14 protein-coding genes and 1 riboswitch are annotated in these 14386 nt (G+C 64.3%); of the genes, 10 read left to right on the top strand and 4 right to left on the bottom strand.

All coding sequences use genetic code 11. From position 1 onward, the window contains the following. The first annotated feature begins 10 nt into the window (after nt 1–10). Both DV532_RS09875 and DV532_RS09870 read left to right on the top strand, forming a co-directional pair. Entirely contained in the window at nt 11–841 is an 831-nt protein-coding gene (locus DV532_RS09875; RefSeq protein ID WP_056800588.1) for an AraC family transcriptional regulator, read from the top strand. A 50-nt stretch (nt 842–891) separates the two neighbouring features. Continuing rightward, nucleotides 892–1476 (top strand): LysE family translocator, encoded by a 585-nt coding sequence (locus DV532_RS09870; protein ID WP_056800584.1) that lies wholly within the window; start codon nt 892–894, stop codon nt 1474–1476. Nucleotides 1477–1527: 51 nt separating this feature from the next. Here DV532_RS09870 and DV532_RS09865 read toward each other — a convergent pair whose 3' ends face one another. Then, nucleotides 1528–2727 (bottom strand): sugar transporter, encoded by a 1200-nt coding sequence (locus DV532_RS09865; RefSeq protein WP_056800581.1) that lies wholly within the window; start codon nt 2725–2727, stop codon nt 1528–1530. Nucleotides 2728–2931: 204 nt separating this feature from the next. Between DV532_RS09865 and DV532_RS09860 the strand changes: the two genes are divergently transcribed. Next, nucleotides 2932–4248, top strand: coding sequence for a hypothetical protein (locus DV532_RS09860; RefSeq protein ID WP_056800579.1), 1317 nt, complete (start codon nt 2932–2934; stop codon nt 4246–4248). Between the two features lie 79 nt (nt 4249–4327). Here DV532_RS09860 and calA read toward each other — a convergent pair whose 3' ends face one another. Beyond that, nucleotides 4328–5380, bottom strand: coding sequence for a vanillin reductase (gene calA / locus DV532_RS09855; protein WP_056800576.1), 1053 nt, complete (start codon nt 5378–5380; stop codon nt 4328–4330). A gap of 181 nt (nt 5381–5561) precedes the next feature. On the opposite strand from calA, the gene DV532_RS09850 reads away from it, so the two are divergent. Continuing rightward, nucleotides 5562–6467 carry an AraC family transcriptional regulator gene (locus DV532_RS09850; RefSeq protein ID WP_056800573.1) on the top strand — a complete coding sequence of 302 codons (906 nt, stop codon included), beginning with the start codon at nt 5562–5564 and terminating at the stop codon, nt 6465–6467. 47 nt (nt 6468–6514) lie between these two features. Here the strand turns inward: DV532_RS09850 and DV532_RS09845 are convergent, their stop codons facing one another. After that, the gene (locus tag DV532_RS09845; protein ID WP_056800571.1) at nt 6515–7111 is read right to left on the bottom strand and encodes a TetR/AcrR family transcriptional regulator; all 597 of its coding nucleotides are present in this window, start codon (nt 7109–7111) and stop codon (nt 6515–6517) included. Nucleotides 7112–7204: 93 nt separating this feature from the next. Here DV532_RS09845 and DV532_RS09840 point away from each other — a divergent pair, with 93 nt between their 5' ends. Next, nucleotides 7205–7801 (top strand): NAD(P)H-dependent oxidoreductase, encoded by a 597-nt coding sequence (locus tag DV532_RS09840; protein WP_056800568.1) that lies wholly within the window; start codon nt 7205–7207, stop codon nt 7799–7801. A gap of 1 nt (nt 7802) precedes the next feature. On the opposite strand, the gene thpR is transcribed toward DV532_RS09840, so the two are convergent. Further along, complete coding sequence (thpR, locus tag DV532_RS09835; RefSeq protein ID WP_056800563.1) at nt 7803–8348, bottom strand: RNA 2',3'-cyclic phosphodiesterase; 546 nt, start codon at nt 8346–8348, stop codon at nt 7803–7805. 158 nt (nt 8349–8506) lie between these two features. Between thpR and lpxO the strand changes: the two genes are divergently transcribed. The 5 genes from lpxO to DV532_RS09810 all read left to right on the top strand — a co-directional run bounded on the left by lpxO (nt 8507) and on the right by DV532_RS09810 (nt 14379). After that, nucleotides 8507–9406: a lipid A hydroxylase LpxO gene (lpxO, locus tag DV532_RS09830; RefSeq protein WP_056800561.1), complete on the top strand. Its 900-nt coding sequence runs from the start codon at nt 8507–8509 to the stop codon at nt 9404–9406. A gap of 129 nt (nt 9407–9535) precedes the next feature. Then, the gene (locus DV532_RS09825) at nt 9536–9880 is read left to right on the top strand and encodes a carboxymuconolactone decarboxylase family protein (protein WP_013973174.1); all 345 of its coding nucleotides are present in this window, start codon (nt 9536–9538) and stop codon (nt 9878–9880) included. A 78-nt stretch (nt 9881–9958) separates the two neighbouring features. Beyond that, a complete protein-coding gene (locus DV532_RS09820; protein WP_056800559.1) occupies nt 9959–10528 on the top strand; it encodes a GNAT family N-acetyltransferase in 570 nt (189 codons plus the stop codon). A 66-nt stretch (nt 10529–10594) separates the two neighbouring features. Beyond that, a riboswitch (cobalamin riboswitch) is annotated at nt 10595–10803 on the top strand. A 108-nt stretch (nt 10804–10911) separates the two neighbouring features. Further along, nucleotides 10912–13038 carry a TonB-dependent siderophore receptor gene (locus DV532_RS09815; RefSeq protein ID WP_056800555.1) on the top strand — a complete coding sequence of 709 codons (2127 nt, stop codon included), beginning with the start codon at nt 10912–10914 and terminating at the stop codon, nt 13036–13038. 174 nt (nt 13039–13212) lie between these two features. Continuing rightward, on the top strand, nt 13213–14379 hold the full coding sequence (locus DV532_RS09810; RefSeq protein WP_056800553.1) for a DUF1624 domain-containing protein: 1167 nt from the start codon (nt 13213–13215) through the stop codon (nt 14377–14379). The last annotated feature ends 7 nt before the right edge of the window (nt 14380–14386 follow it).

The following is a 14386-nucleotide window of genomic DNA, read 5'->3' as shown; positions in this document are numbered from 1 at the left end:
GCACGCCCCCATGAGCAACTGGATCGACCTTAAACAAGACGCCGACACCGGCATCGAGTCGGTCCGCGCGCATTTTGTCGGGCATGCCTACGACCCACACTGGCACGACAGCTTCCTGGTGGGCGTGACCGAACAGGGCGTGCAGCAGTTCAACTGCCGCCGGGTACGCCACCGCAGCACGCCGGGGCAAGTATTTTTGCTGGAGCCGGGCGATGTCCACGATGGCTTGGCGCCGACTGCAGAAGGCTTCACCTATTCGACGCTGTACCTGCAGCCCGCCTGGCTAGAGCAGCAGTTGCGGGCGCTGTTCGAGGATGCGCCCGGCGACAGCCTGCCCAGCTTTGCCGATACCCTGTGCCACGACAAACGCCTGGCCTGTGCCAGCGCCCTCGCCTTCCAGTCGGTGCACGGCCAGGACTTGCGCATCGTGCGGCAGACGGCCATGGACGACCTGCTCGTCTGCCTGACCCGCCACCTGCACTGGCGCCGGCGCATCAACCCCGACCCGCGCCTGCCGCTGACCGCGCAGCGCGCGCGCGACTACCTGCACGCCAACCTGGAGCGCGACATCGGCCTGGAAGACCTGGCCCAGGCCTGCGGCATTGACCGCTTCCGCCTGAGCCGGGCATTCAAGGCTGCGTTCGGCCTGGCGCCGCATGCCTACCTCATCCAACTGCGCCTGGCCCGCGCCCGGCGGCTGCTCGCCCAAGGCCAGACGCCTGCCGAAGTGGCCATGGCCCTGGGCTTTGCCGACCAGAGCCACCTGGGGCGCTGGTTTCGCCGCGCCTACCAACTGACCCCGGCCGACTACCGCAGGCGCTGCTCAAACCTTCCAGACTGACTGGCTGCTCGCAGCGAGCATGGTGCTTCGATATTCCGGAGTTTTTGACCATGACGCAGTCGTTGCTGCCCTTCATCCTGTTTGCCTTGGTAGCCAGCATCAGTCCCGGGCCGACCAACTTATTGATCCTCGCCCATGGCGCCCGCCAGGGCCTACGCGCAAGCCTGGCGCCGATCGGGGCTGCCTGTGGCGCGGCGGCGACGATTGTGCTGCTGGTGAGCCTGGGGCTGGGTGAGTTGCTGCTGCGCCACCCGCTGGCCCAGCAGCTGATGAGCTGGGCCGGGGTGCTGTGGCTGAGCTGGCTGGCGTGGAACATGCTGCGCAGTGCCGGCGCACCGCTACAGGGGCCCTTAGCGCAAGGCTTCAGTGCGCTCAGCGCAGCCTCGTTGCAGGTAGTGAACCCCAAGGTGTGGTTGATGGCCGTGGCGGTGGTCGGGGTGTTTGCCGCGCCGTCGTTACCGGTATGGCAACTGGCGCTGGTGTTCTTGCTGATTGCCCTGCCGTGCACGGCGGCGTGGGCGTTATTGGGGGTGGTCAGCGCGCGGTGGTTGCAGGCGCCGCGGCGATTGCGGGTGTTCAACCAGGTATTGGCAGTGGTGCTGTTGCTTTCAGCTTGGGCTGCCATGCTGGCCTGAGCCCTCTCCCACGGGCCTGCGCAGGGCATGTGGGAGCCCGCCAGCCTCGCGTCAGTGTGTCAGCGTCTCGCGGAACCGCCGGGTACTGGCCACGGCCAGCAGCAACCCGACCACCGCCACGCTACCGCCCACCAAGCCGATATTCGCCACGTCCATCTGGCTGCTGACGATACTGCCCAGCAGCGCGCCACCGCCGATGCCAATGTTGTAGATACCCGAGAACAGCGCCATGGCCACGTCGGTGGCATCCGAGGCCAGCTTCAGGGTCTTGGACTGCAGCGACAGGCTGAAGCTGAGGATCGCCACCCCCCAGAACATGCTTAGCACGGCTAACACATAGAAGTTGCCCGACAGCGGCAGCAGCAGCAACAGGCACGCCGCCAGCAGGCCGATCGAACCCACCAGGAAACCCTGCGGGAAGCGCTCGCTGTAACGGCTGAACAGCAACGAGCCGAACACCCCGGCGCCGCCGAACAGCAGCAGCAATAACGTGGTGCGCTCACCACCGATCTGCGCCACGTGTAGGGCGAACGGTTCGATGTAGCTGTAGGCAGTGAACTGCGCGGTGATCACCAGCGTCACCAGCATATAGGTAATGACCAGCGCCGGGCGCTTGAACAAAATCGGCAGGCTGCGCAGCGAGCCTGAGTTCTGGCTGGGCAGCAGTGGCAGCGATTTCATCAGGCACAGCATAGTGGCCAGCGCCACCCCGGCAATGCTCAAGAAGGTCACGCGCCAACCCAGCGCCTCGCCCACCACGCGGCCGAGCGGGATACCCAGCACCATTGCCAAGGTGGTGCCAGTGGCCAACAGGCCCAGCGCCTTGGCCTGCTGGCCCGGCGGCGCCACGCGCACCGCCAACGAAGCGGTGATGGCCCAGAACACCGCGTGTGCCAGAGCAATGCCGATGCGGCTGACCAACAGCATGGCAAAGCTCTGCGACAACCACGACAGCAAGTGGCTAACGATGAACACCAGGAACACCAACAGCAGCAGGCGCCGACGCTCGATGTTGCGGGTGAGCAACATCATCGGCAACGAGGCCAGCGCCACCACCCAGGCGTAGATGGTCAGCATCAGCCCAACTTGGGCGGTGCTCATGGCGAAGCTGTGGCCAATGTCACTGAGCAACGCCACCGGGACGAATTCGGTGGTGTTGAAAATGAAGGCCGCCAGGGCCAGGGCAATCACGCTCAGCCAGCTGCCGCTGCCCACCGTAGGCGGCAGGTGGGTGGGTATGGGTCCGTTCATGGGTAAAAACCGGTGCTCCGCAGACAAGGCAACAGGACGCACGCCAGCCACCTGCTATTTGGGGTGTCGACGTACGCTTTGTTATTGGTAGGAATGCGGGCATGGTACGCGTCAAGCCGGGGCCTCACAACCGCGAGGCAGGCAGAACGAGTACCATGCGCGCTTTGTATGAAACGCGTGTGCAACAAGGAGCCCGATCCGCTCATGGACAAGCAGCCCCCCCAGCAACAGTGGCAGCAAGCCGTCACCGCCTATGCCCAGGCCGTCAACGACTATGTCGCGCGGGGCCGTGCGCAAGGCTGGGACAACCTCGAAGCGCCGCAGGCGCCAGCCACCGATCACCTGCTCGACGCTTGGTTGGCAGCCCTGCAGGCGGCCAACCGCCCTGGCGTCGAGCAGCAACAGCGCCAAGCTTTCCGTGAAGCCTGGCCACCTGCCCACCAGCCCTTGGTGCCGTTGTTGGAAGAACACGGCCAAGGTATCAGCAACCTCCTGCTGCTGAAGGACGGCAGCCTGCTGGCACGCATCGGCATGCCGCATGAAAAGGGCCAAGTGGTGCGCATCGACCAACAAGGGGTGACGCCGGTGATCGGTATCGAGCACTTCGGGCGCTGCCCAGGCCGCCGTTACTTCGCCCTGGCTAACGCCGAGGGCGTGCGCGTGACCGACGGCTGGGGCGGCCCGCAGGTGCTGCGCCTGGCCTGGCCCAGTGGGCTGGAGGGGCTGCCGCCGGGCTACCCGTTCGAACCGTTCGACCTGCCGCCCACACCGACCGCGCTGATTCCCTTCCCCGAAGGCCAGCGGGTGCTGCTGGTAAGTGCCGAGGGTATCTTCCTGCTGGCCGAGCAAGGCGCGACGCGGCTGCTGCCGCACCAGGCTCGGGTGCTCGACGAACTGGCCGAAGGCACCGACCCCGACGACATCAGCCTGGGGCTGAGCATGGAGCATGGCGCGGTGTCGGCGGATGGTCGGTTGCTGGTGGTCGGCGAACAAGGGAGCCGTCACCTGGTGCTGGACGACCAGCTCAAGCCGGTTGCCGCGATCGGCCCCGGCTGCGAATACCCGCACTTTGCCCTGTTCAACCGCACGGGTGACCAGTTGATCCTCAATGCCTGCCACTTCTACAGTGGCGCCACGCTGGCCGTTCGGCTGGCCGACTTGCCGGGGCTGGATACCGACTATTACAGCCAGGACCCGCGTACCCCGCTGGTGCAGGAGGGCGCGCGGGTGTATGCCGGGGTGGCGCGCGACGGCGAGTACATTGTCGGCGATGCCTATGGCTATTTGCGGGCATTTGGCGAGGATGGCACGGAGCATTGGCAGCATTACCTGGGCTCGACCATCAGTGCGATGGATGTGAGTGTCGACGGACGTACGTTGGTGGCAGCGAGCCATGCGGGGTTTGTTTCGGTGATTGCGCTGGATAGCGAGCGGCCGGCGTGGCAGATCGGCACGGGGGCGCATGGCGAGGTGCGGCGGTGGTTGTTCTGGAAGGGCTGGGACAAGGCGATGGCTTGGTAACAGATCCCGCACTTTTGTGGGTTGTACCGGCCTCTTCGCGGGCATGCCCGCGAACGGGCCGGTACAGGCCACCGGTCACTCAGCGCTGCAATGTTGCCATGTCGATCACGAACCGGTACTTCACATCCCCGGCGATCATCCGCTCATAAGCCTGGTTGATATTGCGGATATCCAGCATCTCGATATCGCAACGGATGCCATGCTCGGCACAGAAATCCAGTACTTCCTGGGTCTCGGCAATGCCACCGATCAACGACCCCGCCAGCACCCGACGCTTCAACACCAGGTTGGCCGCATGCAGCGCCGGGTCGATGGGTTCGATCAGGCCGACCAGGATGTGCACGCCGTCGAACTTCAGGGTTTCCAGGTACGGGTTGAGGTCGTGCTGTACCGGAATGGTGTCGAGCAGGAAGTCGAAACAACCCGCAGCGGCGCGCATCTGCTCGGCATCGGTGGACACGACCACATGGTCGGCACCTTGACGGCGGGCTTCCTCGGCTTTGGCCGGGGAACGGGTGAACAGGGTCACTTCGGCGCCCAAGGCCTTGGCCAGCTTGATGCCCATATGGCCCAAGCCGCCCATACCGAGAATGCCGACCTTGTGGCCTGGGCCGACGCCGTGATGCTTGAGCGGCGAATACGTGGTGATGCCGGCACACAGGATCGGCGCTGCGCTGGGCAGGTCCATGCCGGCCGGGATGCGCAGCACGAAGTGTTCACTGACCACGATGCTGCTGGAGTAGCCACCCATGGTGTTGCTGCCGTCGACCCGGTCCGGGGTGGCGTAGGTCATGGTCGGGCCTTCCAGGCAGTATTGCTCCAGGTCCTTGGCACAGGCCTCGCAGTGGCGGCAAGCGTCGACCATGCAACCCACGCCGACTAGGTCGCCCACCTTGTACGCGGTCACTTGGGTGCCCACTGCGGTGACGCGGCCGATGATTTCGTGGCCAGGCATCAGCGGGTACACGGCAATGCCCCATTCATTGCGCGCCTGGTGGATGTCGGAGTGGCACACGCCGCAGTACAGAATTTCGATGGCGACGTCGTCCGGGCGTGGGCTGCGGCGCTCGAAGGTGATGGGGGCCAGTGGACTGGTGGGGGTCTGGGCGGCGTAACCGATGGCGGTGTACATACAGGGCCTCGCTATGAAATGAAACGATTCAGGCGGCGCATTTTGCGCGCCCTGCGCCGCCGCGCCCACCGCTGATTCTCCGGTATCGATGCCTGATTCTCCGAACATGCCCTGCAGCGTATGGCGCCAAACCTTCAATCTGCGATGATTAAGCTGTCCGATCCTCTGCCCAGGCCCATCAATGCAACTCACCCGCCACGTCGATGCAAACGCGCCGCTTTGCGCGCTGATTCGCAGCCTCGCCACGCGCCCAGGTTTCGTGCCCACCCACCTGCCACAGGTGCAGGTGCTGAGCTGGGACCACTATGTGGCCAGCAGCCCGCAAATTTACGAGCCAAGCCTGATGATCCTGGCCCAGGGCAGCAAGCTGGCGCGCCTGGGCCCACGCACCCTGGAATATGGCGCAGGGCATTACCTGGTGCAGGCGTTGTCGGTGCCCTTCATGTGTGAAACCTTCGCCACCCGCGAAGCGCCGCTGCTGGGCGTGGCGGTGGACATCGACCGTGCCGTGCTGGGCGAACTGGTGCAGAGCATGGACTTGGCGCCGGACGCGGCAGTGCAGGCGCAAACCCCACAGTCGATGACCTCCGCGGCACTCGATGCACCGATGCGCGAAAGTGTGGAGCGGCTGCTGGGCTGCCTGCAAGACCCGCTGGACGCCAAGGTGCTAGGGCCGGCACGGGTACGCGAGGTGCTGTACACCGCCTTGCGCGGCCCACAGGCTGGCGTATTGCGGGCGCTGGTGGAGCAACAGGGGCACTTCGCCCGCATTGGCGCCGCCCTCGCCCACCTGCGCGAGCACTACACCGAGCCGCTGAGCGTGGAGGCACTGGCAGCGCGCGCCAACATGAGCGTTTCCACCTTCCACGAGCACTTCAAACGCTGCACTGACATGGCACCGATGCAGTATCTCAAGCGCCTGCGGCTGCTCAAGGCGCAGCAGATGCTGATCGCTGAAGGCCTGGGTGTGGCACAGGCCGCGCACCGGGTGGGGTACCAGAGCACGTCGCAGTTCAGCCGCGAATACAAACGCCAGTTCGACCGCAGCCCTGGGGATGAGCTGGCCCACCAAAGCTTGCCAGTTTGATGTGATGGGCCGGCGGGCTGCGTTGCGGGCCGGGCCCTCTCAAACCTTCACTGCCGCTCGACCATCGCCACGATAGCTGCCTGCAGTTCAGCCTTGGCCTGGCCGGCTTCCAGTTCTCCCGCCGCAACCGCCTGGGACAAGGCATCCGCCGCCCCTACCAGCAGGCGCATGCCGGCCGCCCCTACAGTGCCGCTGGGCGAAAACCCCACCAGCGCATCCCGGCACCTGTCCAGGAACGGCTGCTCGCAGGCCCGCTTGAGCGCTTCCATTTCCGGCGAACCGGCCAATGCGGCCGACACCCCAGGTATCTCCAGCCCCTGGCTCATCACGCAGTCGACATAAGCCTCGGCAATCACCCAGGCGCGGCTGACCAGGTTGGCGTCACTGCGCGTCAGCGCCTGCTCGAACATCTGACATTGGCGCTCATCGTATTGCTGATACAGCGCTACCAGCAGCCCGGTGCGGGTTTCGAAATGGTCGTAGACCACTGGCTTGGTCACCCCTGCCCGCTCGGCCAGATGGCCCAGGCTCAGGGCATCGGTGCCCTCATTGCGCACCAGTTGCCAAGCCACATCGAGCAACTGGCGACGGCGCTCGTCGCGGCTAAGGCGTTTGCGCGAGCGGGTTGAGTCATCGCTTGACATCGCTTACCTACCAAAAGTAACTTACTAACCGTAACTTACCTTGAGTATATAGCGCTGAAGGTAACCCTGCATCACCGTCCTGGAGAATTCATCATGCACGCCCTGATCGTTGTCGCTCATCACGACCCGCAATCACTCACCCACGCCCTGGCCCGGCAGGTTGCCGCTGGCCTGGCCAATGCCGGCCACAGCAGCGAAATCGCCGACCTGGCCAGTGAAGGTTTCGACCCGCGTTTCGGCCTGGCCGACCAGGCCTTGTATCGCGGGCTGGCTGCCACGCCGGCCGATGTACGCAAGGAGCAGGCACGCATCGAACGCGCCGATGCCGTGGTGCTGGTGTATCCCGTCTATTGGTGGTCAATGCCGGCCTTGCTCAAAGGCTGGGTCGAGCGGGTATTCAGCAACGGTTGGGCGTATGCCTATGACGCAAACAGCGTGGTCAAGAAATTGCGCGGCATGAAGGTGCACCTGGTCGGCGTTGCCGGCGCCGATGGCGGTACCTTCGAACGGCACGGCTATGGCGAAGCGATGCGCGTGCAGATCGAGCACGGCATCTTCGACTACTGCGGTGCCGAGGTGCTCAGCTCTACCCTGCTGGAAAACAGCGAAGTGGTAGACCCAACCCCACACCTGCACACAGCACACGCGCTGGGCGAACGGTTGTTCGCAGGTTGCGAGGTAGCGGCGTGAATCAGTTCGACAGCGGCCACTGTGCCAATGGCCAGTAGGCGCCCTTGCGCGACTCGTAAAGGGTGAAATGCCGGGCAGCAAGGTAGAAATCCGGCGCGCTGCTGGCCTCTGGCGGCTGGCCGCGAAAATCCCTGGCCAGTGTCAGGTGCGGGCGATAGTCGCGGCTGGCCGCTGCCACTCCTAGTGGCAGCAACGCTTGCTGCAGGCCGTACACCAGTTGCAACAGCGCCGCAGGGGTTTGCTGGGCCTCCAGCACCAGGGCGCTGGCCCGCTGCCATACCTGCAAGCGGTCGAGTAACAGCCGCGGTGCCGTGGCCGGCAGCGCCAACTGGTCGACCGCCGCACAAATGGCTGGCACCTGGGCGGCCTCCACATCGCCAACAAACAGCAGTGTCACATGGAAGTTGGCAACCGGCACCGGCTTGCCGCTGCGCAGGCCCAAGCCGTGCCGCCACTGGGCCAGAGCACGGCGCTGGACATCGCTGACTGGCAAGGCGAAGAACAGCCGCTTGAAGGGGGTACCGCTGGGGCGTACATCCTGAATCATACCAACTCCTGAACATGAAACGTTTGCGCAAGTCTCTAGGGCATTACACCTAAGTCGCCCCGTCGATTCGCAACAATGAGTACAAACTGCCCCCATGATTGTTTATGCTGGCGGGCTTATGCCATGGCGCATGGCCATTTTTCGACAAGTAAACGTCCATGAAAATTGCACTCGTAGTCATCTTCGTTCTCTCGATCGCCTTTGTTCACCTGCGCGGTCGGGTTCGCCACAAGCTGACCCGTCAGTTGGGCGACCACTCCAGCTTCCTGGCTCCGGTCAACAGCTTCCTGTACCTGTTTTCCAAGCACCCGGCCAAGCCTTACCTGCCGGTAGAGGCCTTCCCCGAACTGCAGCCGCTGCAGGACCACTGGCAGGAGATCCGCGAGGAGGCTCGCCAGCTGCTTCATGTGGGGGAAATCAAGAAGTCCGACAATTACGATGACGTCGGTTTCAATTCGTTCTTCAAGACCGGCTGGAAACGTTTTTACCTGAAGTGGTACGGCGAAAGCCACCCGTCGGCGATGACCCTGTGCCCACGCACCACCGAGCTGCTGCAAGGTATCGGTACGGTCAAGGCGGCCATGTTCGCCACCCTGCCGCCCGGCGCCAAGCTGGTGCGCCACCGCGACCCGTATGCCGGTTCGTACCGCTACCACCTGGGCCTGGACACACCGAACGACGACGGCTGCTACATCGACGTGGACGGTGAGAAGTACTCGTGGCGCGATGGTGAGGGTGTGGTTTTCGATGAAACCTATATCCACTACGCGGCCAACACCACCGAGCACAACCGCATCATCCTGTTCTGTGACGTCGAACGCCCGCTGAAGTACCGCTGGGCGACCGCGTTCAACCGCTGGTTCAGCCGCAACGTCATGGCCGCTGCCGCCGCGCCCAACGCTGCCGGCGACAAGACCGGTGGCATCAACCGGCTGTTTACCCGCATCTACAAGATCCGCGAACGTGGCAAAGCGCTGAAGAAGCGCAACCGCATGCGCTACTACCTGGAGAAGTGGGCATTCGTGGCGGCGCTGGTGCTGGTATTCCTCTACATCTGATTGTTTAAAGCGGCCTTTACGGCCAATGGCAAGAGTGGCCTGCGCACACCCACCAAAGTACAAGTCTCACACTTCTCGCTCTTCGACTAGCCTGAAAGCTCCACTCGCAACCTCCCCAAGGTGAAGACGATGAGCATGATGGACTGGGACGCCTACCGTAAGCAGTTGATGGCCGGCATCGGCGATCTCAAGCAACTCTCCCCCGACACCGTGGCCGGCTACATGACCGCCAGCGGTGCCGGGGCCAAGACCAACCACCTGGACGCCAAGACCCGTGAGCTGATCTCGCTCGCCGTGGCCGTGACCACCCGTTGCGACGGCTGCATCGCCGTGCATTCGCAGCAAGCCGTCAAGCACGGCGCCAGCCGTGAGGAAATCGCCGAGGCCCTCGGCGTGGCCGTGGCGATGAATGCCGGTGCCGCGCTGGTCTACTCGGCACGGGCCATGGATGCGGTGGGCAAGGCCAACGGTTGACTAGCAACGGCGCCGCCGCCCTTGCGCGACGGCGCCGCGTTACCCAGACTGGGCGGCCCAGCCTTTGCAGGATTCCGCATGATTCACATCCGCCCCATGACAGCCGAAGACTTCGAACACTTCTGGCCCACCTTTCAGGCCATTATCCAGGCCCGTGAAACCTACGCATTCGACCCCGCCATGAACGTCGAACAGGCCCGCCAGCTGTGGCTGGAGCTGCCTGTGCGCACGCTGGTGGCTGAGGAAGACGGCGAGCTGCTCGGCTCGTATTACCTCAAGGCCAATGCCGCCGGGCCGGGCGGGCATGTGGGCAATTGTGGCTACATGGTCAGTGAGCAGGCACGCGGCCGGGGGGTGGCGCGGCTGATGTGCGAGCACTCGCAGAAACTGGCACGTCAGGAAGGCTTCCTGGCCCTGCAGTTCAACTCTGTGGTGGCCACCAACGAAGTGGCGGTGGCGCTGTGGCACAAGCTGGGCTTCGAAACCGTCGGCCGTTTGCCCAAGGCCTATCGGCATGCCCGCCTGGGGCTGGTGGATTGCCTGGTGATGTACAAGTGGCTGGCGGATGAACCGGTGGTGGAGAAGCCAGCGCTGCTGATCGGGCGCAAGAATATCGAGGCGCGGGTGTCGCGGCGGCGCGGGCGCTAACCTTCTCTCGCAGGTCTGGCCCCCCAATCACCCCAGCGAATTTGACGCCCCTGCGTTTCAATGGTCAGATGCGCGCCAGTTTCAGGTGCCCTGCGCCGCCGCGCGCAAGGTGAAACGGGAAGCCGGTGCGTCGTGTTGCCCACGACAAGTCCGGCGCTGCCCCCGCAACGGTAAGCGAGCGAACCCTTCGAGATACCACTGTGCATGTGCATGGGAAGGTGAAGGTTTCATGCCCCTCGCAAGCCCGGAGACCGGCCTGAAGCTTCACTTGGCAACCCGCGGTGGGCGGGCGCGGGCCGGTATCCGTGCGCGCGCCTGCATGCACGGTGCGCCTTTGCGTGTTTTCCACCGGGATCCATTCATTCCTGCAGCAGTGGAACGACATGTCCCGTATGTTCAAGCTTCACCCCCTGACGGCCTGCCTGGCCGTTGCCCTGCCGGCCTTGGCCGATGACCTCGACCGAAAACCCCTGGCCCTGCCCTCCACGGCCGTCACCGACACCTTCAACAGCCATACCATCGACCTGGCCACCCCGACCCAGGCTGGCTCGCGCCTGGGCCTCAGCGCCCTGGAAACCCCCGCCAGCACCAGCAGCCTCAGCGCCGTGCAGATCCAGCAGCGCAACAACCTTACCGTGCAGGACGCGGTGACCCGGTCACCGGGCATCACCTACATCGGCTCACCAGGCGATGGTGGCACCGGCCTTTCGGCCCGCGGCTTTACCGGGCACAACTCGGTGATGACGCTGTTCGATGGCGCACGCCTGTACACCGGTGCCGGCACCCAAACGTTCCCGGTCGACCCGTGGATGGTCGAGCGCATCGACGTGATTCGCGGCCCGGCCTCGGTGTTGTACGGTGAAGGCGCCACCGGTGCGGTGGTCAACGTGATCCCGAAAAAGCCGTTTGCCGGCGAGGTACGCAACCACCTGCGCCTAGGCTATGGTTCGTGGGATCGCCAGCAGCTCGGCCTGGACAGCGGCGGCAGGCTCAGCGAGCGCCTGAGCTACCGCCTGGCCCTGAACCAGCAGGCCGGCAACGGCTGGGTCGACCGCACCACCTCGCGCAGCCTCGCCGTGAGCGCCGCGTTGCGCTTCGATGCCAGCGACGACCTCAGCTTCACCCTCGCCCACGACCGTGGCGATGCGCAACCTGCCAACTACTACGGCACCCCGCTGATCGACGGCCACTACCGCAGCAGCCTGCGCAAACAGAATTACAACGTGCACAACGACGTGCAGCAGTATGTTGATGAATGGACCCGGCTGAACACCGACTGGACGCTGAGCGACCACCTCAGCGCCAGCAACCAGCTGTACTACATGAAAAGCCGCCGCCACTGGCGCAACGCCGAGGACTACAGCTGGGACGCCGAACACCAGCAGTTGCTGCGCGGTAGCTACCTGGAAATCAAGCACAACCAGGAACAGTTCGGTGACCGCCAGGCGTTCACCCTCGACCATACGTTGTTCAACTTGGCCAGCAAGACCGTGGTCGGCGCCGAATACAACAAGGTCCGCTTCAACGTCGACAGCAACGCGCCCTACACCGATGTGGGCGGCGACTACCTCGACCCGTGGCAACCGCAACCGGGCTGGTTCCACAGCGCTTCGCCGTTGCGCCCGCAAACCTTGTCCACCACCCATACGTTCGCCCTGTTTGCCGAAAACCGTCTGCAGTTGACCGATCGCCTGTCGCTGGTCACCGGGGTACGCCGCGACCAGAACCACATCGACCAGGCAAAACTGACCAACCACAGCCGCAGCGACCGTAGCCTGCAAGTTGGCAATTGGCGTGCCGGGCTGGTGTTCGCGGTCAACGACGACCTGTCGCTGTACGGCCAGTACTCCACCAGCGAGGACGGGGTCGACAACCTCATCAGCCTCAGCGCCAACCAGATGCACTACGACCTGGCCGAGGCCAGGCAGACCGAGCTGGGCCTGAAACAGCGCTTCTGGGACGGCCGTGGCGAATGGACTGTGGCGGCCTACCACATCGTCAAGCGCAAGTTGCTGGTGGATGACCCTATCAGCCACGACAAACAACAGGCTGGCCAGCAGACGTCCGATGGCCTGGAGGCGACCGTGGAACTGGCGCTGGCGCACCAGTGGCAGGTGTCGGCCAACGCTTCGCTGGTACGCGCCCGGTATGACGACTTCGACGAAGTTGTGGGCGGCGTCACGCAGGACCGCGCGGGCAACCGGCCGGCCAACGTCCCAAGGCGTACGGCCAACCTGTGGCTGAACAAAGGCTTCGGCCAGCAGCTAGAGGCCGGCATTGGCGCGCGCTATGTAGATGAGCGCTATGCCAACACCGCCAACACCCAGAGCGCCCCCGGGTACACCGTGGTCGATGCCAACCTCGCCTGGCAGGTGTTGCCGGATGTACGGCTGGGGTTGCAGTTGAACAACCTGTTCGACCGTGAATATGTGCAGTCGGCGTTCAGTGGCCAGCAGTGGCTGATGGGAATGCCACGGTCGTATTTCGCGACGGTGGATTACAGCTTCTGATCTGAGCTGCCTGTGGCGGCCCATTCGCGGGTAAACCCGCTCCGACAGGATTTACACCTTCCCTGTAGGCGCGGGCTTGCCCGCGAAGAAGCCAGCACAAAGCGCTACCAACCCACCCCAATTTAGTTATAAGATAACGTTTCATTTGACATCCATTCCCACCAGCGACCTTCCATGACAAGCGCCAGCGCAACCCCCACCCTGCTCACCCAGCGCCTGCAGAGCATCGATGCCCTGCGCGGCCTGGTAATCCTGTTCATGCTGTTGGACCACGTCCGCGAAACCTTCTTCCTGCACCGCCAGGTCAGCGACCCGATGGCCATCGATACCACCGAGCCCTCGCTGTTCTTCAGCCGTACCCTGGCCCACCTGTGCGCGCCGGTGTTCGTCCTGCTGACTGGCCTGTCGGCCTGGCTGTACGGCGAGAAGCACCAGGGCCGCGGCGATGTCTCGGCCTTTCTGTTCAAGCGCGGGCTGTTCCTGGTAGTGCTGGAATTTACCCTGGTCAACTTCGCCTGGACCTTCCAACTGCCGCCCAGCGTCATCTACCTGCAAGTGATCTGGGCCATCGGCGTCAGCATGATCGCCCTGTCGCTGATGGTGTGGCTGCCACGTGCCGCTCTGATCACGCTGGGCGCGGTCATCGTCGCCGGCCACAACCTGCTGGATGGCCTGCACTTCGGTGTGGAATCGGCACTGCACGTGCCATGGGCGATCCTGCATGACCGCGGCTGGCTGGAGCTTTCCGAAAACCTGCGGCTGCGCACCTCTTACCCGGTGCTGCCGTGGATCGGCGTCATCGCCCTGGGCTACGGCCTGGGCCCGTGGTTCGCCCGTGGCCGCGAGGCTGGCCAGCGCCAGCAGCGCTTGCTGCAGGCCGGGTTGATCGCGCTGCTAGGCTTTGCCGTGCTACGCATGCTCAATGGCTATGGCGAGGCGCCGTGGAGCGGTTATGCAACCTTCACGCACACCTTGATGAGCGTCTTCAACATCACCAAGTACCCGCCATCGCTGCTGTTCCTGGCCCTGACCCTGGGCTGCGGCCTGCTGTTGCTGCGCGCCTTCGAGCGTGCGGGCCCGACGCGCTGGCTCGCTGCCCTGGCCGTGTTCGGCGCAGCACCGATGTTCTTCTACCTGTTGCACCTGTACGTGCTGAAGCTGCTGTACCTGGCCTGCGTAGCGCTGTTTGGCCACAACCATGGCGACTATTTTGGCTTCGAGGGCATCAGCGCCGTGTGGCTGGGGGCGGTGCTGCTGGCAGTTACGCTGTACCTGCCGGTGCGTGGGTTCGCCCGCCTGAAGGCGCGGCGGCGCGACATCACCTGGCTGAAGTACTTCTGAAAAGCGT

Source organism: Pseudomonas sp. Leaf58, from assembly GCF_003627215.1.
In the GTDB taxonomy this organism is placed as follows: domain Bacteria; phylum Pseudomonadota; class Gammaproteobacteria; order Pseudomonadales; family Pseudomonadaceae; genus Aquipseudomonas.
This window is presented reverse-complemented; position numbering and strand designations above follow the sequence as displayed.

Coding starts and splice junctions, on each gene's coding strand:
- lpxO (WP_056800561.1), top strand. CDS start 8,507: ATGAAAATTGCACTCGTAGTCATCTTCGTTCTCTCGATCGCCTTTGTT.
- DV532_RS09840 (WP_056800568.1), top strand. CDS start 7,205: ATGCACGCCCTGATCGTTGTCGCTCATCACGACCCGCAATCACTCACC.
- DV532_RS09875 (WP_056800588.1), top strand. CDS start 11: ATGAGCAACTGGATCGACCTTAAACAAGACGCCGACACCGGCATCGAG.
- calA (WP_056800576.1), bottom strand. CDS start 5,380: ATGTACACCGCCATCGGTTACGCCGCCCAGACCCCCACCAGTCCACTG.
- DV532_RS09815 (WP_056800555.1), top strand. CDS start 10,912: ATGTCCCGTATGTTCAAGCTTCACCCCCTGACGGCCTGCCTGGCCGTT.
- DV532_RS09825 (WP_013973174.1), top strand. CDS start 9,536: ATGAGCATGATGGACTGGGACGCCTACCGTAAGCAGTTGATGGCCGGC.
- DV532_RS09810 (WP_056800553.1), top strand. CDS start 13,213: ATGACAAGCGCCAGCGCAACCCCCACCCTGCTCACCCAGCGCCTGCAG.
- DV532_RS09850 (WP_056800573.1), top strand. CDS start 5,562: ATGCAACTCACCCGCCACGTCGATGCAAACGCGCCGCTTTGCGCGCTG.
- DV532_RS09870 (WP_056800584.1), top strand. CDS start 892: ATGACGCAGTCGTTGCTGCCCTTCATCCTGTTTGCCTTGGTAGCCAGC.
- thpR (WP_056800563.1), bottom strand. CDS start 8,348: ATGATTCAGGATGTACGCCCCAGCGGTACCCCCTTCAAGCGGCTGTTC.
- DV532_RS09820 (WP_056800559.1), top strand. CDS start 9,959: ATGATTCACATCCGCCCCATGACAGCCGAAGACTTCGAACACTTCTGG.
- DV532_RS09865 (WP_056800581.1), bottom strand. CDS start 2,727: ATGAACGGACCCATACCCACCCACCTGCCGCCTACGGTGGGCAGCGGC.
- DV532_RS09860 (WP_056800579.1), top strand. CDS start 2,932: ATGGACAAGCAGCCCCCCCAGCAACAGTGGCAGCAAGCCGTCACCGCC.
- DV532_RS09845 (WP_056800571.1), bottom strand. CDS start 7,111: ATGTCAAGCGATGACTCAACCCGCTCGCGCAAACGCCTTAGCCGCGAC.